The organism is Streptomyces sp. NPDC038213 (assembly GCF_055600495.1).
On record NZ_JBVJYM010000009.1, the window covers coordinates 23095 to 42932 of the forward strand.

A 19838-nucleotide genomic window follows, 5' to 3' on the forward strand; every position below is an offset into this window, starting at 1 on the left:
CGAGCTCGAGGACGTGAGCGGCGAGCGGTGTCTGGTCGAGCGTGTCACCGGGCTGTGTCATCGGCTTCGCCTCCGTGAGGCGGCGTCGCCCAGCCCGCCGAGCGCGTGCGCGACGTGCGCACCCAGCGGCTGCTTCCCGTTGAGCGGCGTCAGCCTCGCCTCGCTGAGAGCGAGGAACGGGATGTCGCCGTGGGCGCGCTCGACCGGGTCAGGCGTAGCCAGGAAGGTGAGGAACTGGGCGGCCAGCTCTTCCGGGAGGTCGCCTTCGGCTCGGAGCGACCAGTGGGTGCCGAAGCCGTCGTACACGGAGTGCTCCACGCGCCAGGGCCCGCCCGGTTCGTGGTGCATGGTGCAGTGCCCGTCGGGCGAGGTGAACGAGGACCCGTCCGTGGTCCATCCGTTCAGGTCGGCGATCTCGGGGACCGATCGGGCGGTGAGGGGGATCCGGTCGGCATGCCGCGTGTCGCCAAGGAGCTGGGGCAGGGCCTGGGTGATGGCGGCAAGGGGTTCGAGCGGGGTGAGGTGGGTCGCGGTGATCTTCCAGAGAGGATCGTGGTGCGCGATCGTCCACCATCTCCCGTGGGCGTTGGTCGGTGCGAAGTCCAGCAGCAGGTCGTGACCTGGGCTGTCCACGCTGATGTGGCCGGATGCCGGATCGTGGACGTGGTCCCATCCGAACAGGTGGATCAGGGGGCCGAGGACATCCGTGAGCCGGTCACCCGTGCCGGCCAGGTGCCGGGGCGACACGAGGAAGCGGCCTGTGGGGTTACTGTCCATGGCTACCTGCTCCGGGTAGAGAAGGCGTCGGCCCGCGTGGGCGCGGATGGCACCGTGCTCAGGGCCGGCCGAGGCGTCGCGGAGGTGGCCAGGTCGATCAGGAGCTGGTCCTCGGCACGGGCGGCGGCGGAGGCCAGCCGCCGGGAGAGGTTCTGGGCGAGACCCTGGTAGGTGCCGGCGGCGCGATCGAGTTCTTCCGTTGCCTCGGAGAGGTAGCTGCGGCTGGTATCCGCCGTCCGGTCGCCGTCCTCGTAGAGGAGGGCGTCGGTGCGGCCGGTGATGCCGTACGCGCACAGGGAGGCGGCGACGGAGATCCGCAGGGCTGCCTCCGACATGTAGGCGAGGTTCTCGTGGCCGTTCTTCATGACGGCGTACTGGCTGGTCGAAAGGACGTCGAGCTGCTGCAGGCACCTGATCGCCAGCTGGTGGGTGCGTACGGCGATGGGGGCGATCTCCCGCACGGGCCGGGCGATCTCGCCGGCCCGGACGCCGTCGATCTCGGTGCGCAGGTCGCCCAGCTCGCCCGGCAGGAGCCCGAGGAGACGCGTCTGTTCGGCGAGGTCGATGATCTTCACTGGTCTCCACGAAGAGGGGATGTGCGGACAGGGCTGGGCCGGTCAGGGGGAGTTCTTACGCGGCCTGGTCGAAGTCGCCCTGAGGCGGCTGCTGTTTGGCGATGGCGCGGGCGGTGATGGCCTTCGATGCGCGGGCAGAGGCGGCTGCGAGTTCGTCGGAGCCGGGTTCGGCGTACCAGGGGCGGAGGGCCAGCATCGCGACTCTCATGCCGGTGGCCAGGCACAGGGCAGAGCCCTTGGGCAGTGCGCGGATCGCGTCGGCGGGCAGGATCCGTTCCTGCCGCATCGACACCGAGGTGGACTTCCCGGACTCGGAGGTCGAGGTGGATGTTGTCTCGACGTCGTGGTCGCCGACCATCCGGCTCAGCTTGTCGGCGAAGTCCGGATCGTCGATGCCGGAACCGATGATCTTCACGGTGGCCGCGCTCCACATGGCGTCCATGCCCGCGTCGCCCCACACCTTCTGGCCCTGGCGGTAGGACTGCAGGATGGTGATCGGGATGATCCCGCGGCTGCCGAGGTGCGAGTACAGGTCGGGAAGATCGCTGATCTTGCAGACATTTGCGGCCTCGTCGAGGATCGCGAGCATCGGCGGGTCCAGTCGCCCGCCGGCGCGCTCGGCCTGGGCGGTCGCGGCCCGCATCACCGAGTCCGCGCACGCCGCGATGAGCGCGCTCGCGCCGCCTCCACCGTCCTTCGACAGCAGGAACAGGGAGTCGGTGGAGGTGACGAAGTCGGCGGGGCGGAACTCGGCGACGCTGCTCTGTGGGGTGACCCAGGCCGCGATGTCCTGGTTGAGCAGGGCGGAGGCGTACTGCCTCGCGGTCTCGTAGATCCCGTCACGGGTTTCCGGCGGGCCTTCCACGGTCCCCTTCAGCTGGGAAGCGACCGCGGTGAACTTGTGGTCTCGCAGGATGTCCAGCGGGGTACGGTCCGCCGGGAAGGCGAGCCATCCCATCACGTCCGTGATCGGCCGCTCGTCCAGGGCGGCAGCCAAGAAGAGCTGCGCCAGGATGTTGGATCCAGCCTTCGACCAGAAGTCGCCCTGCTGACTCGCGTCGACGCTCGCGGCGAGGAAGTGCCCGGCGAGCCGTCCCGCGCCGTCGAGAGTCTTGGCATCGGCGAGCGGGTTCCACCACATCGTCCGCTCGGCGTGGGCGATCTGCTGAGGGTCCATCGACCACACCCGCCCGACCTGGCAGCGGGCGTCGAAGCACGCCGTATAGGCATCGCCGGCCGCCTTGTTGGACGTGAGCAGGACGGGCCCAGGGGCGGCCAGGATTGACGGGATGGCCAGGCTGGTGGTCTTTCCCGAGCGCGGGGCCATGATCGCGACGGCCACATCCTCGAAGCCCATGCGGACCTCGTGGCGGGTCCCGGCGAGGTTGCCGACCAGGATGCCGGCGTCGCGGGGGGCGATGTGCTTGGAGTTTTTCAGGCTCGGACGCAGGGAGCGGGCCTTGGCTTCCACGGCCTTGGCGAGCAGGGGCTGGATGTCGCGGGCCGTCGCCATCCCGGCGACGGTCTTCTTCCTGCCGCCGCCGGCCCGGTTCTTGTACCGCATCCACAGGAGGCCGGCTGCGACGGCGAGGAGCAGGGTCAGCAGGACGGGGATGACGCGCGTGGTCAGGAGCAGGGACGTTTCTCCGGCTGCTGGCCAGAGCTGTTCGGGGCGAAGGAGGGCGTCCCCCGGGCGGTAGGGCACCCAAGGGCCGGTGCCTGCCGCCCAGGCGGCGATGTTGCTGCTCAGCCAGGCGATGGAGGCGGCGGGAAGGCCGACGGCGAGGGCGGCGAGGAGCACCTTCAGGGCTATGTCGTAGCCGTCGGAGCTGGAGGAGGGGGCGGATCGCAAGCGGAGGGTCCTTGGACGATGTGGGCGGGGAGCGTCAGCGGGTGCGGCGGCGCGGCGATGGGGGCGTCGGCGGCGCGGGCGGCGTGCTCGCGCGGCGGGCGGCGAGTTGCTCGATCCGCTCCGGCAGCACCCGGGCCACGCTCTCCGCCGGCTGCTCCTGCCACCGCAAGGCGACCCGGTGGAGGGAAAGGCCCTGGGTCTGCTCGGAGGAACGGCACACCGGCTCGGGGTCGGCGAGAGCCGCGAGGAAGGCGGCCACGAGCACCCGGGGCGTGGCGCCGGAGAACCTGGCCTTCCACACGGGGTCGTCCGTGTAGAGGCTGGCCGTGACGCGCCAGTCGGTGCTGCCGGAGTAGTTGTGGCGCTCCCCCCGGACACGGTTGTCCGGGGAGCGGAAGTCGCTGGTGGAGGCGACGTCCCATCCAGCCCGCGTGAGCACCCTGTACGGCTCGGCCATCGCTGCGGCGTTGTAGCCGGGGTGGCTGAGCGCGTCGGTGACCGCAGAGATCAGCTCGACGGGGGTGGCGCCGTCGAACGATGCCTGCCACTGCGCACCCGTGCGGCCGTCACGGTGGGAGAGGTGCCACCACGGCTCGTTGAGGGCCGGTTCCAGGCGGAGCATGGACTTGTGGTCCGGGCTGGTCAGGATGACGCGGGGCATGAGCGGGTCCTGCCCGTGGCTCCATCCGGCGCCGGCGTGCAGAGCCGCGGTCCCCCACGCCGGGTCGCCCGGGCCGGCGAGGTAGCGGGGGGAGACGAGCGCCTGCGCGACCTTCGGGGTCTTCATCAGCGCCTCCCCGCCGGTCGGGCGGGCGTCGTAGCTGGAGCCGGGACCGGTATCCACCGGGCGGGCGCCTTGTGCGCGGCAGCGTGGATGTCGAGGAGGGTGTGGCCGGCGGTGGCCCACGTGCCGAGGTAGCCCCATGCCTCCTCGTTGCGCTCGGCTACGGAGTCGACGAACTTCTCCGGCGAGACGGGTGCGACGCGGTGGGTTTCGCGGACCTCGGCGTGCTCGCGGCGCAGTTCGTCCAGCCGGTCCAGCGCTCGGTTCAGCTCGCGCAGCTGATACGCCCATTGAGGCGAGATGTCGCCCGCGGGGAGGTGCTGCAACTGGACGGAGGCCGTGGCGAGGAGCTGGCGGGCGCCGGGCCGGACGGGCAGGAACGCTCGCCAGGTCTCGGAGTCACGCTGGACCATGCGCCAGCCGTAGGCGACTTCATCGATCGCACGGCCTTCGGCATCAGAGTGCTCATCGGAGTAGGCGTCCCAGGCGGCGAGGACGGTCTCGCTCTCCGCCAGAAAGGTCTTCAGCTTTGCGAGCAGGAGGGGGTGGGAGTAGGAGGGCGTGCTCAGGGCGGATCCTTCGGTGCGGGGTGGGGCAGGCAGGCCGACTCAGGTCAGCGCCGGCGTGCGGGGGCGGCTGCCGGTGAAACGGGGCCCGTAGGGGTGGTGATCGTGGGGGGCGCGGGCCGGTAGCTGCGGGCCTGGGCGAGGCGATTGCGGTGTGCGGTGACGATGCGGGTGCCGATCCCGACTTCCCGCCCAACGCGAAGGTGGGGGCCTTCGTCGATCTCGAAGCGGGGACGCAGCACGGGAGCCGGGTCGCAGAGCGCGGTGGCGATCGCGTTCAGCACGTGGCCAGGGGCGCGCGAGTCCAGGGCCACTCGCCACAGGAATCCCTCGGGGCCGTAGGGCCCCCAGTTCCGGGCGGCCTCGACCTCCCAGCCGCACAGGCCCATGGAGGGCGAGACGCGCCGCTCGGCCACGGTGGTGCGGTCGGGGGAGACGACCTTGTGCCCGCCATCGCCGTCGGCTGTGTGCTTCCAGCCCTGCTCGGCGAGGATGCCGGCCAGGTCGTCGGAGGCGCTGTCTGGCGTAGGGCGCACGAGAGCGTCGGTGAGTCCGGCGATGATCTCCACGGGCGCGTCCCCGGTGAACGAGGCGTACCAGTTGTCTCCGAGCGTGCTGTGGACCTTCCACCAGCCGTGGAAGTGGTGAGGCGATGGCTTGAAGACGAGCTCGTGCTGACGGTCGGGGCTCTTCATGCGGATGACCGGGTGCAGGGGATCGGAGTGCACAGTCCAACCGGCGGCGTACAGAGCGTGGGTGATGTGCCGGGGATCGCCGGGGCCGGCCAGGTAGCGGGGTGAGACCGGCGAGCCGAGCTTGCTCAGGTAGTCGTCGTTGAAGGCATCCAGCTGACGCGAGTCGATCACGGAGGAGCTGCTCCTTCAGATGGCATTCATCGGGTTCGGGCTCCGCCGCTCGCTGCGTACGGGCGGGCGGGAGCGGGCTTGCGGGTGCGGGCGCGGGCGGCGGCCCAGGAGTTCCGCCCCCAGGTGGTGGCGCGGGCGGCGGTGATCCGGGCCTGCTGCCATGCGCTGAGTTCCGAGGGCCGTACGGATACGGAGGTGACCTGGATCCACTTCGAGGGCGGGACGTGTCCGCGGGGCCGCATGGCCGGTTGAGGGTCGGCGAGCGCGGCGGAGAAGTTCTCGATCAGGTGCATCGGGGTTGTGGAGGAGAAGACCGCGTCCCAGGTCCGGCCGTGCTCGGTGCGGGCGCCGGCCCACCAGTGCGCCTGACCTGGCTCGTTCTGGTGGAACTGCAACCAGGCGTTGCGGTCGGGACTGATGGCGGTGAAGTGCTGGTCGCGCTCGGTTTCCCATTGCTGCTGCTGGAGCGGCGACCACGGGTTGGGGGCGTGGGCCGAGCGGTCTCGGGTGAGGGCGTCGGTGAACCCGGCGACGATCTCCACCGGCGTCTGCCGGGTGAAGGTGACCCGCCAGGCCGCCTCGGTCGCGGTGGCCTGGCCCTGGATGTGCCAGCCGCCCGGGTGCTGTCCGTCGGGGTGTTCGATGGGGTCGTAGACGACGCGCACCAGGTGGTCGGCGCGGTCGAAGACGAGAGGCCCGCCGGTGACGGAGCGGTCCGTCCAGCCGGAGGCGCGCAGGAACTCGGTCACGTGCCGGATGTCACCGCCGCCGGCCAGATGCCGGGGCTCGACGAGGTAGTGCTGCTCGGCCTGGTCACCGGCCCCCCAGTTGGGGTGCTGTCGAGGGCTCACCGGTGCCTCCGTACGACGAGGGGAACCGGCACGGGCGGCTTGACGGGCGTGGTGGCGGGGGTGCGGGCGGCGACCAGGGTGTCGAGGTGCTCGTCGAGGTCGAGGCCGATGTCGTTGAGCTCGTTGGCGGCTCGCCCCAGGGCGAGCCACACCTCCGGCGGCAGCAGTCCTTGCGTGGCCTGCTGTTGGGCGAAGCGGCTGGCGGTCGCGGCCAGAGTGGTGAACGCGCCAAGGGCGCCGTGCTCGGGGTCGAAGACGTCGGCCAGGACGGCGATTGTGTCCGGTGGAGTGCCGGGCCGGGTCAGGTACTCGTTGAGGTGGTCGAGCCGGGCGGCGATGCTGCGGGCCTGGTAGGCGCCGTAGGTACGGGGGGTGGGCTGTTGGTTCAGGGCGTGGCTCCAGTAGCGGGGATCGGTGCGAGCCGGGGGTGCGGTCAGCGCCGGGGGCCCGGCGGGCCGGCGGCCGGGGGCGGCGGAGGCTGGGAGGGATCCGCGTTCGGCTTCTGCGAGGTGCGGTGGGCCAGCATGCTCTGGGCCCAGGCGGTGACGTCGAGTTCCTCGGGGTCGATGTTGACGTTGAACCCGGCGATCATGAGCGGGAGGATCGCGCGGGTGGCGAGCTGCCGCTGGGCTCTCTGGCCCAGACCGTCGGGGGTCTCGTGCCAGGTGTAGACGGGCCCGGCGGTCACCTCTTGCCGGCGCTCCAGACCGGAGGCATCGAGCCGGGCGAGGAGTTCCTCGGGGGCGCCTGTCCTGGTGACGATGTGGAGGCGATCGGGGTGGTCGGCCTTGCGGTAGATCTCCACGTCCGTGTTGTTGTCGTCAGCGAGGGTCAAGACGTGCTCCATGGGGTCGGCGGCGGAGCTCATCGGCTGCGCGCGGCGGAGGTCGTCGGCCGGGCGGGCAGCGGCCGGGTCGTGGCGGGTGCCGGCGGTGCGGGGTGCCGCATCCCGACGCCGACACCGAGTTCGGCGAGCAGTGCTCCGACGGCCCGGACGTACCGGGCCTGGAGGGCGGTGTCATCGCCGGGCAGCACGAGCAGGTCCTGACGGGTGTCGTGGACGAAGCCGTGGTCGGTCAGGAGCCGGGCCAGCGTCACGGAGTCGGGGACCGGGGTGGTCAGGGCGTCGGCGGCCCAGGTGAGGTCGACCTGCTCGGGAAGCGGGGCGTCGAGCGCGGCGGCATTGCGACGGGCGTGTGCCAGGGCGTCCGCGTAGCGGGGGAGCAGATGCAGGGTGGTGGCCTCGGCGGCGTGGAACGGGTCGGCGGGGACGGCGAGACCGTCGGGTTCGCGGACTCCCGCGTACGCGGCGTCGGGGAGGTCGGCGGGGGCCAGGGCGGCGACGAGGAAGCCTTCGGCCTGGCCGAGGTGGTCGATGACGAGCAGGCGGGTGTTGTCGTCGGTGCGGGTGAGGACCGCGCAGTGGGTCACGGCGTGGGAGGCGATGGCGTGGGCTGTCTGGTCCATGTCCCACACGGCGGTGGTGAGGTGGTCGTAGTCGGTACCGCCGTGGTCGGGGTGGTACTGGCTGGTCCACCGGCCGGGCAGTTCGCCGGCGAGGATGGTGGCGAAGGATTCGAGGTCGCTGGGGTCGGTGTCGTGCAAGGCAGTCCTTGGTGCGTGGGTCAATGGCGCCGGGCCGGTGGCGGGGAGGCTGGCCGGGGCGGCGGTGCGGGGACGGGGCAGGGGCAGTGGACGGACGCTTCGCGTTCGTGGTCAGCGACTTCGCCGGGGCAGGGGCGGCGTGCGGGGTGGTCCTCGTGCCGGTCGGTGAGTTCGTTGCGCAGCTGGTGGAGCTGGGCGGCGATGACCGCGAGGTGGTGTCCGCTCAGGCCGCGCACGGTGGCGGCGGTCTGCCGGTCGGAGTCCTTGTCGAGGGTTTCGAGGAACTCGTCGACGGAGGCCAGGACCTGGGCGAGACCGGCGAGGACGCCGTCGTGGGAGGCGGTCAGCTCGGTCAGGACGGCTGCTGCGTCCTGGGTGGTGGAGGCCCGCCGCAGCTGGTCGGCGAGGGCGGCGACCTGCGCCCCGAGGGGCAGATAGTGGGAGGTGCGCTGGTCGGTGTCGAAGGTGGCGTCGCAGGCGACCCAGTAGCCGACCGAGCGGAGTGCGGACACCGCGGCGGTGGCGAGGGTTTCCTCGTCGGCCTCTTCGAGGCCGGTGGGGAGGCGGTGGTACTGCTCGTGGCGGCGGAGGATGTGGACGAAGCCGGTGCGCTGCAGGACGCTGTGGGCCTCCGGGTCGCCTCCGTAGGCGAGGACTTCGCCGGAGTCCGGATCGCGCCGTAGTTCGATGTGGCGGTTGCTGAGCGCCAAGCAGGAGTCTCCTTACATAGGGGGCCGTGCTCCCGTTCGTGCCGCCGGGACCGCGGCCGGGAGGCTCGGTGCCATGGCGCCCGGGGGTGTCGGCGGCCGACGTAGTTCCGCGGCAGTGGTGGTGAGGTCCTGCTCGAGGTCGAACAGGCGGCGGGCGAGCCACTCCAGGCGGTGACCCGCCTCGCGGAGGGGGGCCTGCGGGTGCCCGGCGAGGAGCTGGGCGTGCAGCTCGACGACGCGGCGTGCGTCGGCAAGCGGGGCGGTCACCTCCGCCAGGGGAGCGATGCGGTCGGTGGTGCTGAGCGTGCCGGGGGTGAGCAGGCCGAGGTCGCTCTCCAGGCGGCGGGCCTCGGCGGCCAGGCGGCGGGGAAGGACAGGGGGCTGGCGCTGCCAGGCGCCGTCGAGCCGGATCAGGCTGGCGATCAGGCTGAGGTGGTGTGGACGGGCCTGGAAGGCGACCCATCGGCAGCCCTGGTCGTCGCCGGGGATCTCGATGCCGGCCGCGCGGGCGATGCGGTGGGCGACCTCGGACCACTCCTGTCCGGTCAGTGACCGGTCTTCGGGAGCGAGGCGGACGTGCAGGTGGAAGACCGAGCGCCGGTCCTGGCCGGGGCTCACCGCGAAGGGATGCTCGAACAGCGGATCGTTGATGTGCTCCGCCCAGTCCAGCACCGTCCACGACCCCGGTTCTCCGACGGCCGTGTACGCGTCCAGCCCCGGCCAGTAGGCCACCACCATGTCCGCGGGGAGCTTCTCCTCGTAAGAGAGCGGGGTGTCGAAGACGTCGTCGGCCAGAACCGGTCCGGCGTCGCTACCTCGCTGGTGGACGCGGATGATCACCGTCCGGCCGCCTTCCCGTCCGTGGTGTGGACGAGCTGGCCGAGGTCGGTCACCCGGTACCAGCCGAGGTCGACCTCCTGCGTGCCGACGACCTTCGGGAGGAGGAAGTCCTCCAGGGCCCGCAGGTAGATCAGGCAGTCGGGGCACCGCTTGGAGAGGTGGACGAGGTAGCGGGGGTGGGCGGTGATGAAGGACTGCGAGCCGCCGAGCGGGTTGCGTACCCGCCATCCGTCCTCGTCGGTCGGGGTGTGCCAGGAGGGCGCCACGACGGTCATCGACTCGCCCCACAGTTCGCCGTCGGCAACGCCCTTGATCACCACGATCTGGTCGCCGGGGGCGAAGTGGGCGTGGGTGATGTCGCGGTCGGAGGTGATCGTGTCGACGGGGGCGAACACGGGGCGGGTGGGTTCGGGCACGGTGGGTCCTTCCGCAGAAAGCCGCAGGTGGCGTTGGGGGCAGGACTCCATGGTCTGGAAATCGGCCGGTTAGGCTAACCGGCGAACGTGCGCTATATATGTGCGATTTCGCGTCGGTGCGCAGGCGGTCAGCGGTGCGGGTTCTCGGTGCCGATGTCGGCGCTCGTGGCAGCGTCGAGCAGCTCGGGGAGGTCGGTGCCGTCGGTGTCGCGCTGGTCGATCCACCACCCGGCGCGGCTGATCGAACGGATCTTGTCCTCCAGGACTGCCCAGTCCGCCTCGTCCCAGGTGCCTTCGCTGACCAGGGCCGTGTATGCGGCGGTGACGAGCTGGAACCGGGAGCGCTCGCCCCAGGCCAGGGCCCGCTCGGACCCCTCCAGCGGGGGCATGTCGAACCGCTCGGCCCACTCGACGGCCGCGGCCTGTTCCTCCGCGCGGCGGGCGGCGAGCCACTGGTCCTTCGCGACGGTGTCGGCGTCGCGGGCGGCCTTCCAGCAGTCGGTGCACTCCCGGCCGGCGAGCCAGCGGGCGAACCCCGCCCGGCGGTCGGCCGCCCGGTCGGAGAGGTTGTGCATTACCTCGTGTCCACAGCTGTGGATCATGGTCCAGACGGTCTTGACCCCCGGGGAATTCCGGTTGCTGGGCGTTACGTTCGAGGTCGGGCTGCTGGTCTGGGGCTTCAAGTCGAGTGCCTTTCGTAGGCGGTTGGGGTGGTGGCCTGTGTCGCTGCGGAGGATCGTGCATCAGATGCACGATTCGGGCAGCGGACGGAGGTGGTCCGGGGTGCTCGGCGGTGGTCTCGGGGGACGCTTCAGCCTTCTGCGTCGTCTCAGCGTGTCCTGCGGATGGCGTCGGTGGCCGCCGTGGCGATGGCGGCGGGAGCGCTGGAGGGCTTGGGCAGGTGCAGCAAGGTGGTACCCGGCAAGTGGAGGGACCTCGCGGTAAGGGTGAGCTGGAGTACGGCGCAGCCCGCGGTCGTGAGCCGCTTGACGCGGGTGACGGCCGCAGCGGTTTCGTCGCTGCGGTACTGGGCGTCGGTGACGATCACGAGGAGGCGGCCGGCGCCGGGGAGGCTGAGTGCGAGGCCATGGTCGAGTGCGTCGATGGCGTCGCCGAGGTTGTGGGCGCCGCCGTTGGCCTTGAACGTCGTCACGTGCTCTGGTGCCCGGTGGGTGGGCCGGGTCAGTGCGGTCAGGTGCCTGTCGTAGGCGATGGTGGCGGTGAGGGAGTCGGGGTCGGTCAGGGCTGCTGCGCGTGCCACGATCCAGGCAGCGGACGCGACGGGCGCGCAGGCGGCACGCATGGAGCCGGAGACATCGACGGCGATACCCACCCGCAGCGGCGGGGTGGGGGAGTTCCGGCGGCGGGTGTGGGTGAACGGCTCCGCGGTGGGGACCGACCCGGCCGCGCGCTGAGCGTCACGGGCGAGGGCCGCGCGCATGTTGAGGCGGCCGGGCGGGGTCGGGCTGGTGGTCCGCTCCTCGGTCCGCTCGCGGTAGGCGGCGGCACGCAGGGCGCGGCTCAGGCGCGAGGCGGCACTCTGTTCGGCGGCGGTGGGCCGGCGGGTACCGGTGACCGGGTTGCTGCGGGGCTCCGGTGTGCCGTTGGGGCTGACGGTGCCGCGGGCACTGAAGACCGACTTGGCGGTGGCGGCGGCTTGGCGTCGCTGGCCGGCCCGCTGGGCACGGTCCTCGGCCTGCGCCTTGGACTGTGCGGCCATGGCATTGTTCGCTGCTGCCTGTTCCGCGAGGTCGGCGGCGTCGGTGGCGGCCATGCTGTCCATGACGACCCCCACGGCGCCGGACAGCAGATCGGCGAGACCCGCTGGCACGGGCAGGGCGGGGGCCGCGATGTCCAGAGCGTCGCACCATTCCTGGGCGTGCGCGAGCATGGTCGTGGCGTCGTGGTCGGCGCACTGGTGGGCTGCGGTCCAGATGCGGGTGAGGGTGGCCAGCAGGTCTGCGCCCAGCACCGTTTCGCACAGATTGGCGACGGCCCGGGTCTCGCCGGCGTCCAGGATGCCGACGTCGCGGCGGCCGAGGATCAGGGCCGCCACGGAGGCGGCGTGCTCGATGCCCTGGAGGGTGGGGTGGGCGATGTCGGGCATGACCAGGGTTCGGGCGCTGGTGCGCAAGTACGTGCGGTCGGTGGGCCGCCTGGTCAGGTGTGCGCCTTCGGCGCGGCTCTCCTCCAACAGGAACGCGGCCTCGACGACCCGGGGGTCCGCTCCGGCAGGCGGTGTCCAGACGGAGTGGGCCGCGTGCGCGGCCTCGTGCACGAAAACTCCCCAGGCGGCGGGATAGCGCTCCTCGTCGCCCACGATCCGCGGATGGATCTCGTGGGCCTGGAACGGGGCGAACAGGCCGGCGTCGAACTCGACCTCGCCCAGAGCGGGGAAGAACGCGGCCGGTGCCCCGCTGCGCGTGCCGGGGCGGCAGGTGACGAGGAGGTCCTGGCGGCCGGAGAGGGCGACCAGCCGGTCACCGAGCTCGGCTCCCACGCGCAGCCACGCGTCCGGGGAGGAACGCGGCTGCGCGGGCGGGGCGCCGTCGTCGTCCCATCGCGCGAGGTCAGCTTCGTCGTCCGGCGTGGTGGCGGGGTACTGGACGTGGTGGTGGGCGCTCATCGCGAGCGGCCCCGGTGCGCGGAGACGGTGCTGCCCGGAGGCTTTCGGGCGGCTGAGGCGGGGAGCTGCTTGCCGAGGGTGAGGGGCGCGATCTTCTTGACGCCGACGGCCTTGATGACGGCGTCGGCGACAGCGTCGCGATCCTCCAGAGGAGCGATGCCCACCAGGTTCGCGAGCGCGGCGTTGGTGCCGAGGACGGCCTCGGTCTTCTGGTAGCTGAGCAGTTCCCGCAGCTGGGGGGCCCAGCCCAGCTCACCGAGTTCGACCTGGCGGGAGAGGTGTCGGGCGACCCGGACCACCCGGGCATCGATCTTCAAGGCCAGGGCGAGGTCATAGTCCGTGCCGACCTGGATCTGCACGCTGAACCGGGACGACAGCGCCTCCGTCAGAACGGCACCGTGGACGCCGGGATTGTGGCCCGCCACCACGTAGAAGCCCGGCTCGGCCTTGATGATCTCGCCCTTGTGGGCCTTGACCTGGATCTGCCGGCGCCCGTCCATCGCGGGATACAGCGCCGCCAACACCTTCGGCGAGATCAGAGTGGCATCGTCGATCAGCAGGGCGCGGCCCTCGGTCATCGCGGTGACCAGCGGACCGTACTGGAAGACGTAGCCTCCGCCGTCGGCCTGCGTGTACTCGCCGATCAGGTCGCCGACCGTGGTGTCGCCGTCACCGGCGACGGTGAGCAGGTCCGGGAACGCCGCCTCGACCAGGCTCGTCTTGCCGGTGCCCGGAGGGCCGTAGAGCAGCACCGGCACGTCGGCGTCGCGCAGGCGGTTCAGCGCCTCGACGTCGGGCAGGTCGGCCAGCTCCCGGGGGTGGTAGAGCTGGCCCCCCGCGCGGCGGATCGGGCCGGTCTGCCTGGGCGTGGCTGCGGCGGGAGAGGCCGTGCGGGTCGTGGCCGCCTGGGCGCGGGGGGCGTGGGTGCCCGGTGGGCTGATCACAGCGGTCTGCGCGGCTGCGGCGGTCTTCGCGTTCGCGCGGAACTCCGGCTGCCCCGTTCCGCTTTGGTCGGCCTCGCCGCGTCGCACCAGGGTCAAGGAGGCGTTGCGGACGGCGCCGTGGGAGTGGCCCAGCTGCCGGGCCATGTCCCCGATGGTGAGCTTGTCCGCCGGCCGGTCGGCCAGCAGTCGGGCCACCTTGGCCCGCAGTTCGCCACCCTTGGTCCGTGCTGGACTGGTAGGCGTTCCGGGTGTCGTCAAAACAAGGGTCCTTCAACAGGTACGGGAGCGGGCGGAGTTGGCGAGGTGCCGGAGGGGCTGGCCGCTGGCGGAGCAGATCACGGAATGTGCCGACACCGGCGACCGGGCCAACCGGGGCGTACGTCGGCGCTCACCGGCCGACCGGGGGCTCGGTGCAGGTGCAGGGGATGGCCGGCGACGAGCAGCTCGCTGGCTGCCGAGCAGACCCGTGCGCCTGCTCCGTACCGGGTTCCGTCGCTCGGCAGGCGCAGCCTGGCGCCTCTTCGAAGCCGGACTGGAGCAGGATCCGCCGGGCGGCGGCGCCAAAGCGGGTGGTGGTGATCTCACCGGTGATGCTGTGCCGGATCGGCACGAACGGCTCTGCTGGTGATTCGGGCAAGGCGGGAGTCCTATCGGCGGTGGCGGGGACGCGGTGGGGTGGAGGTGCGGCGGTGCCGGCCCGGCCGGCGGCGGGGGCCGAGCACGGGCCGGGAGAGTACGAAGACGGTGGTGGCGATGGCGGCGCCGGTGGCGGGGAGCGCGGACAGGCCGAGGAGGTGGTCGGCGAGGGCGCCAGCGAGAACGGTGCCCGCCGCCTGGCCGGTGCCGACGGCGAGGATCAGCCACGAGTACGCCTCAGTGGTCCGCGAGGCGGGGGCGAGGGCATCGATCGTCTCGAAACCGCAGGTGATGACCATGGTGAGGAAGAGCCCCGGCAGGGCGGCGGCGACGATCGCGGCGTGCGGGCCCGGCTGGATCAACAGCGCCAGCCACCCGACCGTGAACAGGGCGGCCGTACAGCTGAGTTGGGTGGCGGGCGCGGCGCGACGGGCGAGGCGTGCGAAGAGCAGGCCGCCGACGAACGATCCGGTGGAGAACGCGGCGGGCAGTACGCCGGTCAGCCAGGCGGCCTGATTGGTTTCGGCGATGGCCGCGGCCCAGACTCCCAGCCCGCCCAAGGACACCCCGAGTGCAGCGAGCCCCATGCACAGCAGCACCATGCCGCCGCTCACGAGCCGGTGTCGTTTCGCCGGCCGGGCGGACTCAACCGCTTCCTCTCGGTGGGGGCGCCAGGTGCGCGAGGGCGCGGAGGTGAGGACGGTGGCGGTGCCGACGAGTACGAGCGCGGAGGCCGCGGCCAGTGCGGCGTCGGCCCCGAACGTGGTGGCGAGCCAGGTGGCCAGGAGCGGGCCGGCGACATACATCAAGCCCTGGGCACCGGTGTCGAGGGCTTGGATGACCTTTCGCTGCCCCAGGTCGGTCACGACACTCGGCCACAGTGACCGCAGACCGGATTCCAACGGCGGGGCGAAGAGGCCGGCGAGCGCGACCGCGGCTCCGATCAGCCACGTGCTGCCGCCTGGACCCATGACGGGCAGGGCGAGCAGGCTGCTGCTGGAGACGATGGCGGCGGGCGCGCTCACACGGGTCTGCCCATGCCGGTCCATGAGCCTGCCCTTCACCGGCTGGGTGACGCTGGCGGTCAGCCCGTAGATGGCGGCAAGTGCGCTGGCCGTCGCCAGGGACCCTCCGCCGCGCGTGACCCACAGAACCAGGGAGACGGCGACCATGCCGCTGGGCATCCGGCCGGTCAGGGTGCCGGCGAGCAGGCGCAGGACGTGGCGCGTGCCGAGAACGGCCCGGTAGGTCACGGGCGGTGAGGCGAGGGGGCGTTCGGCCAAGAGCAAGGAGGGCGGAGACTTTCCGGGAGGTGGCCGAGGCTCGCCCGCGGCCTCGTGCTGGAATCAGAGGCGGCGCGGGACGCGGGGCGGGGCGGCCTGGGCAGGCGGGGGCGGCGGGGTGGACCGCACGGCGGGCGGGGGTATGAGGTGCCGTGGCTGCGGGGTGCGGTGCGGCGGCAGGACGGCGATCGTGTCCTGGAAGGCGATGAGCGCATGGCGGAGCTGCCGGTCCAGGACGTCGGTCTGGACCATGAGCCCCCGCAACCGCACCGACAGATCCCGACCGGTGACGGTCTCGGTGGCGAGCGCGAAGTCGGCGCATTCGGCCAGGAGGTCGGAGAGCTGGGAGAGGTGGCGAGGGCCGGCGCCGTCGCTCACGACGTAGTCGAGAACCTCGGCGATCTCCTGGCTCTGCGTGGCGCCGACGATCTGCTCGATGAGGTCGGCCAACGGCGGAACCTTCCCCGCGCTGCGGGGAAACCTTCCGCTGGGGTGCAGCACGCCGGGCTGAACGGCCGCAGGCAGGTCGGCCTGCGCCTGGTCGAGCGTGTCGTAGCGGCCCAGGACGCGCATCGTGGCGCTGTCGACGTCTCCGGCGACGACGAGGACGCAGTCCTCGGTGGGCTGGTCGAGGTCAGGGACCTCGACGACGGTGATCTGCCGACTAGCCGCGTCGTACCTGCTCTCGTACAGGTACATCATGTGGCGTCGGCGGACATCGTGCGCGTGGGCGGTCCACCGTGCCTCTTCGGCAGCGGGCAGTTCGGGTCCGGGAGGCGGCGGGCCCTCCTGTACGGCGAGGTCGCGCAGGAACCGTGCCCGGTCGGCCCAGGTGACGTGGCACTGCCGCGAGGTCGACCGGTCGGCGATCGACTGCTCGGAGAGGTGGCGGGCATGGTCTGCGGCGGCTTCGAGGTCGTCCACGAGCAGGTTCCACCCGGCTACGTGCCGGGCGGATGGCTGGAACTCCAGGGCGGTACGGGCCCGGTCGATGAGAAGGACCGTATGGGGCAGGAGCGCGGCGAACTCCATCTCCTGTTCACGGTGTTGTTCCGCCACGATCGCTCGCTCCATGGCGACGTGCTCGGGCCACCCGGTGCTCGCCCGCACACGAGCGACCGCGTCGTCGCCGCGCGCCTGGATGGAAGCGAACCGTTTGGCGTAGGCCGCCAGAGCGTCGAGCGCCGCACGGACCGCGGGAGAGCCGGACTCGCCAGAGTTGTTGCGAGGTTGCGTCACCGGCGTCTCACCGTGAGCTCCGCCAGGGCAGGCGCCGGTGCCGGAGCCAGCGTTCGGCTCCCGGCGCGGTGCCCTCGTTCGAAAGGCAGCGGCACGCTGGCGAGGGCACGCAGGGAGAGGTCGACGAGCTCGTCGCCGCCTTCCACGAGCCACCAGCCGAGCGGGTCGGGGTGCGCCGTGACAGGCTTCGGCCCAGTCGCATCGGTCGGCGCCGTGACGATGGTCTCCACCCGGTCGAGGAAGTCGCCCTCGTAGTCGGTGGGGGCGCCCAGGGTCCGGATCGCCGCGATGACGAGCGGCGCGGAGGCTGCGAACCGGACGTAGGCATCGACGAGGTCGGCCGGGGCGGGATCGGGGATGGTGCCGGCCTCGTAGGTCTCCCGTGCCCAGGTGAGATCGTCCGACAGATCGGCGGCGTGCGCCTGCAGGACCGAGCGGGTGTAGGCCGGGAGGAGACCAGTGCGGATGACGTGGGCGGCGGCCGAGGCGGTCGGCTGCACCGTCACGCCGGGTGGGGCGGTCGCGTTCGTCGGGCCCGGGACGTGGCCGGGCCGGAGGGCGCCGACGTGGTACGTGTCGAGGTGGGCGTCCTTGACGACGGCGAGTTCCGTTCCGTCGTCGCGCTTCAGGATGGCGGCCTGCCGTACCCGGTCGGCTGCCAGAGTCTGGGCGATGGGCCCGGTGCTCCACAGGCCGCCGGCGAGGTCCTCCTGCCAGACACGGAGCGAGTAGTTCTCGACCCTCGCGGTCCACTGTCCGGGCAGGTGCTCGGCCACGTCGAGCGCGATGTCCCCGATGTACCGCTCGCTGCTGGGCGTGAGCTGCAGACCGAGAGTCCGCTCGGCGACGGCGCCGAGGGTGATCAGGACCTGGCGGGCATGGGCGAGATCGGACAGCGGCAAGACCATGTCGCCGGAGTCGTTCTTATCGAACCCGGACAGCTCCATGGCAGTGCGGGCCCACTGTCAGGCGTCACCGTCGACGAGGCCGACGATGCCATCGCGGTCGCTGGTGAACAGAGTGATCCGGGTGACGGAGCCCGCGGCTGGTTCACGGGAGTTCAGGTGCAGGGTCCTCTCGGTGTTGGTGCCCGGGCGGGCACGGTTCGGTGTGGAAGGCGGTGAGGTGGTCGATGCCGAGCTGGTAGAGCTGACGGTCGGCGATGTCGAGGAGGTCGGCGGCGCGCAAGTACCGCTCGGCGAGAACGGGCTGACCGTGCTCGCGGCACCAGCCCCCTGTGGTGCGCAGCGCGTCACGGAGGGCGACGAGCGGGCTGGTCGCGGTGCCGGTCAAGGCGTCGACGATGACGTGGACCTCGGCGGCGCACCGCTCGTCGCCCAGGTGCTGTGTCCAGGCCCGGACGGACTCGGCGGGATCCGGCAGCGCGAGGGCGGCCAGGTAGCGGAGCGTCTGTGCACGGGCGCGGCGGCGTAGCTCCGTGCCGGCCGGAGTCTGATCGGCGACGGTCACCGGCTTCGTCCCGGCTCACCAGGTGCTGCCGGTACAGGGAGATGGGCCTCGTACTCGCGTACTCGGGCGTGGCCGAGCCGGTGGATGAGGCTCTGCAACTTCGCCGGGACCTCGACGGCGGCCTGCTTCGTACGGCCTGCGGACGAGGTGACGTCGGGTGCGGCGCGCAGGCGAAGGGCGATGCGGTCGACCTCGGTTTCCACGACCCGTAGGACACCGCTGAGCTCGGCCAGACGCCGGGCGTCGCGGTCGTGAGCCGGGCCGGGGAGGCTCGAGACGGCAGTGGCGACGGCAAGGAGCACGTCGGCGGCGGGACGCAGGAGACTGTCCTCGCCCTGGGCCAGAGCGGCCAGCGCGCGCCCCGCTTCGTGCGGCTGCTGGAGGTCCGGCCCGCCCGCAGCCCGAGCCTTCAGGGTCTGGGCCGCCGCTGCCACGGACGGCGGGACGTCCACACCGTCCGCCGACGGGACGGACACCGGCGCCAGAGCCGCGTCGAGGCGCACGGGGTAGCGGGCGGCGCGCAGCATCTCCGCGGCCCGGGAGGCGTGCTCCTTCTCCCACTCCACGCCCATGTCGAAGGGGAGACGGTGCCAGATGCCGCGCAACGTGTACTGCCTGACGAACCCCGCACGCGCGAGCAGCTCGGAGGCCAGGCTGTCCATCGGCCCCTCCGCCTCCACCTCGCCGCCCCGACCGCGGACGATCGTGATCAGGCCATCGGTCACCGGCCACGCCCCTGGCCCGAGACCGGGATGGAGCCCACCGGCCGTGAGGGTGCCGGCGCGGCCTGGGCGGAGACGGTCGGCCGGTACTGCGCCGAGCGGATTCCGGCGGCCTGCGCGATCCGGGAGCGGCGCTCCATCAGCCCGACCCGGGGCTGGACCCGGGGCGGACCGGCGCTCTGGGACGGGTCGAGGGTGTAGTCGGCGTAGACGTCGAAGCCCCGCTGGCGCAGGTCATGGACGGCTTGCCGCGCACGGCGCACTCCGTCGTACTCCGGCATGGCCAGCCGGTACAGCCCCGGCTGCTCGGGGACGGGCTCGAACTGCTCGGCGGTCAGATACCAGTGCGCCAGATGAGGCGGTGTATGGGCGGTGGCGGAAGCGACGAACCCGTGGTCGGGGTGCCGGCCGAAGGTGAAGTGCTGATTCAGGAGGACTCCTTGAAGAGAGCGGTCAGCGGCGTGGTGGTCGAGTGGCGGTCCGTGCAGGAGCTGCTGGCGGCGTGGGAGTGAGCTTGGGCAGATCGCGTGGCAGGGACATCGGCGGCGGAGTGCCGGGCATCCACAGCGCCATTGCCTCGCTGAAGTGGGTTCGGGGGTCGGTGTCCCAGGAGATGACCGGGCCGTGAGCGTCCATCTGGCGGCTGATGACCTCGATGCCGGCCGGATGGAGGACGTACCCCCAGTGATGGCCTTCGGAGCTGTGCTGGGTGATGACGTCCCGCTCGGCGGGTGTCCCGTCGAGGTTCACGACGCCGGTCATCTCGCGGCTGGGCCACTGCTCGCCGCCGGTCAGCCGCTGGAGCAGGCCCGGGGGCGCTCCGTCGAGGAGGTCGGTTCCGATCTCCTCCCAGGCGAAGACGACGTCGTCCACCAGGTATCGGCTGAGGGCTTCGAGGTCCCGGCTGAAGCGGAAGCGGTAGGCGGCGAGGAGCAGCGGCACCATGTTCGGAGGGCTGCTGTCGTACTGGAGGTGAACGCCGGTGTAGCCGCCGTCCGGGTCGGGGCGGGCGATGAAGGCAGGGGATCCCAAGAAGGCTCCAGGGGATAAGGGATTACAGGGCGTGCCTGGGCTGG

Annotated in this window: 24 protein-coding genes; all 24 read right to left on the minus strand. The window is 72.0% G+C overall.

Annotation, left to right across the window (positions count from 1 at the left end):
• Positions 1-57: 57 nt before the first annotated feature.
• The 24 genes from ACZ7JZ_RS15650 to ACZ7JZ_RS15765 all read right to left on the minus strand — a co-directional run bounded on the left by ACZ7JZ_RS15650 (position 58) and on the right by ACZ7JZ_RS15765 (position 19794).
• The gene (locus ACZ7JZ_RS15650) at positions 58-777 is read right to left on the minus strand and encodes an SPDY domain-containing protein (protein ID WP_470938770.1); all 720 of its coding nucleotides are present in this window, start codon (positions 775-777) and stop codon (positions 58-60) included.
• Between the two features lie 2 nt (positions 778-779).
• The gene (locus ACZ7JZ_RS15655) at positions 780-1352 is read right to left on the minus strand and encodes a hypothetical protein (protein WP_470938773.1); all 573 of its coding nucleotides are present in this window, start codon (positions 1350-1352) and stop codon (positions 780-782) included.
• Between the two features lie 55 nt (positions 1353-1407).
• Complete coding sequence (locus tag ACZ7JZ_RS15660; RefSeq protein WP_470938776.1) at positions 1408-3204, minus strand: type IV secretory system conjugative DNA transfer family protein; 1797 nt, start codon at positions 3202-3204, stop codon at positions 1408-1410.
• 34 nt (positions 3205-3238) lie between these two features.
• Positions 3239-4048 (minus strand): SPDY domain-containing protein, encoded by an 810-nt coding sequence (locus ACZ7JZ_RS15665; RefSeq protein ID WP_470938779.1) that lies wholly within the window; start codon positions 4046-4048, stop codon positions 3239-3241.
• Positions 3991-4401 carry a hypothetical protein gene (locus tag ACZ7JZ_RS15670; RefSeq protein WP_470938783.1) on the minus strand — a complete coding sequence of 137 codons (411 nt, stop codon included), beginning with the start codon at positions 4399-4401 and terminating at the stop codon, positions 3991-3993. Before ACZ7JZ_RS15670 ends, ACZ7JZ_RS15665 begins: the two co-directional genes overlap by 58 nt.
• A gap of 200 nt (positions 4402-4601) precedes the next feature.
• Entirely contained in the window at positions 4602-5420 is an 819-nt protein-coding gene (locus ACZ7JZ_RS15675) for an SPDY domain-containing protein (protein ID WP_470938786.1), read from the minus strand.
• 26 nt (positions 5421-5446) lie between these two features.
• A complete protein-coding gene (locus ACZ7JZ_RS15680; RefSeq protein WP_383786370.1) occupies positions 5447-6271 on the minus strand; it encodes an SPDY domain-containing protein in 825 nt (274 codons plus the stop codon).
• A complete protein-coding gene (locus ACZ7JZ_RS15685; RefSeq protein WP_386067337.1) occupies positions 6268-6423 on the minus strand; it encodes a hypothetical protein in 156 nt (51 codons plus the stop codon). Before ACZ7JZ_RS15685 ends, ACZ7JZ_RS15680 begins: the two co-directional genes overlap by 4 nt.
• Before the next feature lie 281 nt (positions 6424-6704).
• Positions 6705-7106 carry a hypothetical protein gene (locus ACZ7JZ_RS15690; RefSeq protein WP_470938790.1) on the minus strand — a complete coding sequence of 134 codons (402 nt, stop codon included), beginning with the start codon at positions 7104-7106 and terminating at the stop codon, positions 6705-6707.
• 29 nt (positions 7107-7135) lie between these two features.
• Positions 7136-7876 (minus strand): hypothetical protein, encoded by a 741-nt coding sequence (locus ACZ7JZ_RS15695; protein WP_470938793.1) that lies wholly within the window; start codon positions 7874-7876, stop codon positions 7136-7138.
• A gap of 20 nt (positions 7877-7896) precedes the next feature.
• Positions 7897-8586, minus strand: a complete 690-nt coding sequence (locus ACZ7JZ_RS15700; RefSeq protein WP_470938796.1) for a hypothetical protein — start codon at positions 8584-8586, stop codon at positions 7897-7899.
• Positions 8587-8598: 12 nt separating this feature from the next.
• Positions 8599-9426: a relaxase/mobilization nuclease gene (locus tag ACZ7JZ_RS15705; RefSeq protein ID WP_470938800.1), complete on the minus strand. Its 828-nt coding sequence runs from the start codon at positions 9424-9426 to the stop codon at positions 8599-8601.
• Complete coding sequence (locus tag ACZ7JZ_RS15710; RefSeq protein WP_384511722.1) at positions 9423-9842, minus strand: hypothetical protein; 420 nt, start codon at positions 9840-9842, stop codon at positions 9423-9425. The genes ACZ7JZ_RS15705 and ACZ7JZ_RS15710 overlap by 4 nt, the downstream gene beginning before the upstream one ends.
• 128 nt (positions 9843-9970) lie before the next feature.
• The gene (locus ACZ7JZ_RS15715) at positions 9971-10444 is read right to left on the minus strand and encodes a hypothetical protein (RefSeq protein WP_470938803.1); all 474 of its coding nucleotides are present in this window, start codon (positions 10442-10444) and stop codon (positions 9971-9973) included.
• A gap of 227 nt (positions 10445-10671) precedes the next feature.
• Complete coding sequence (locus ACZ7JZ_RS15720) at positions 10672-12468, minus strand: hypothetical protein (RefSeq protein WP_470938806.1); 1797 nt, start codon at positions 12466-12468, stop codon at positions 10672-10674.
• Positions 12465-13607, minus strand: a complete 1143-nt coding sequence (locus tag ACZ7JZ_RS15725) for an AAA family ATPase (protein ID WP_470939171.1) — start codon at positions 13605-13607, stop codon at positions 12465-12467. The genes ACZ7JZ_RS15720 and ACZ7JZ_RS15725 overlap by 4 nt, the downstream gene beginning before the upstream one ends.
• A gap of 193 nt (positions 13608-13800) precedes the next feature.
• Positions 13801-14022: a hypothetical protein gene (locus tag ACZ7JZ_RS15730; protein WP_383786429.1), complete on the minus strand. Its 222-nt coding sequence runs from the start codon at positions 14020-14022 to the stop codon at positions 13801-13803.
• 37 nt (positions 14023-14059) lie between these two features.
• Positions 14060-15331 (minus strand): MFS transporter, encoded by a 1272-nt coding sequence (locus tag ACZ7JZ_RS15735; RefSeq protein WP_470938809.1) that lies wholly within the window; start codon positions 15329-15331, stop codon positions 14060-14062.
• A 63-nt stretch (positions 15332-15394) separates the two neighbouring features.
• Entirely contained in the window at positions 15395-16390 is a 996-nt protein-coding gene (locus ACZ7JZ_RS15740) for a hypothetical protein (protein WP_470938812.1), read from the minus strand.
• Positions 16391-16566: 176 nt separating this feature from the next.
• Positions 16567-17478, minus strand: coding sequence for a hypothetical protein (locus tag ACZ7JZ_RS15745; protein ID WP_470938814.1), 912 nt, complete (start codon positions 17476-17478; stop codon positions 16567-16569).
• Between the two features lie 142 nt (positions 17479-17620).
• Positions 17621-18040: a YjeF N-terminal domain-containing protein gene (locus tag ACZ7JZ_RS15750; RefSeq protein ID WP_470938816.1), complete on the minus strand. Its 420-nt coding sequence runs from the start codon at positions 18038-18040 to the stop codon at positions 17621-17623.
• Positions 18037-18765 carry a hypothetical protein gene (locus ACZ7JZ_RS15755; RefSeq protein ID WP_470938818.1) on the minus strand — a complete coding sequence of 243 codons (729 nt, stop codon included), beginning with the start codon at positions 18763-18765 and terminating at the stop codon, positions 18037-18039. The genes ACZ7JZ_RS15750 and ACZ7JZ_RS15755 overlap by 4 nt, the downstream gene beginning before the upstream one ends.
• The gene (locus tag ACZ7JZ_RS15760) at positions 18762-19043 is read right to left on the minus strand and encodes a hypothetical protein (protein ID WP_470938821.1); all 282 of its coding nucleotides are present in this window, start codon (positions 19041-19043) and stop codon (positions 18762-18764) included. The genes ACZ7JZ_RS15755 and ACZ7JZ_RS15760 overlap by 4 nt, the downstream gene beginning before the upstream one ends.
• A 172-nt stretch (positions 19044-19215) precedes the next feature.
• Positions 19216-19794 carry a hypothetical protein gene (locus ACZ7JZ_RS15765; protein WP_470938824.1) on the minus strand — a complete coding sequence of 193 codons (579 nt, stop codon included), beginning with the start codon at positions 19792-19794 and terminating at the stop codon, positions 19216-19218.
• Positions 19795-19838 lie beyond the last annotated feature (44 nt).

Excerpts from the sequence above, each read along its gene's own strand:
- ACZ7JZ_RS15650 (WP_470938770.1), bottom strand. The coding sequence starts at position 777 with ATGGACAGTAACCCCACAGGCCGCTTCCTCGTGTCGCCCCGGCACCTG.
- ACZ7JZ_RS15670 (WP_470938783.1), bottom strand. The coding sequence starts at position 4,401 with ATGGTCCAGCGTGACTCCGAGACCTGGCGAGCGTTCCTGCCCGTCCGG.
- ACZ7JZ_RS15715 (WP_470938803.1), bottom strand. The coding sequence starts at position 10,444 with ATGATCCACAGCTGTGGACACGAGGTAATGCACAACCTCTCCGACCGG.
- ACZ7JZ_RS15720 (WP_470938806.1), bottom strand. The coding sequence starts at position 12,468 with ATGAGCGCCCACCACCACGTCCAGTACCCCGCCACCACGCCGGACGAC.
- ACZ7JZ_RS15745 (WP_470938814.1), bottom strand. The coding sequence starts at position 17,478 with ATGGTCTTGCCGCTGTCCGATCTCGCCCATGCCCGCCAGGTCCTGATC.
- ACZ7JZ_RS15760 (WP_470938821.1), bottom strand. The coding sequence starts at position 19,043 with ATGCCGGAGTACGACGGAGTGCGCCGTGCGCGGCAAGCCGTCCATGAC.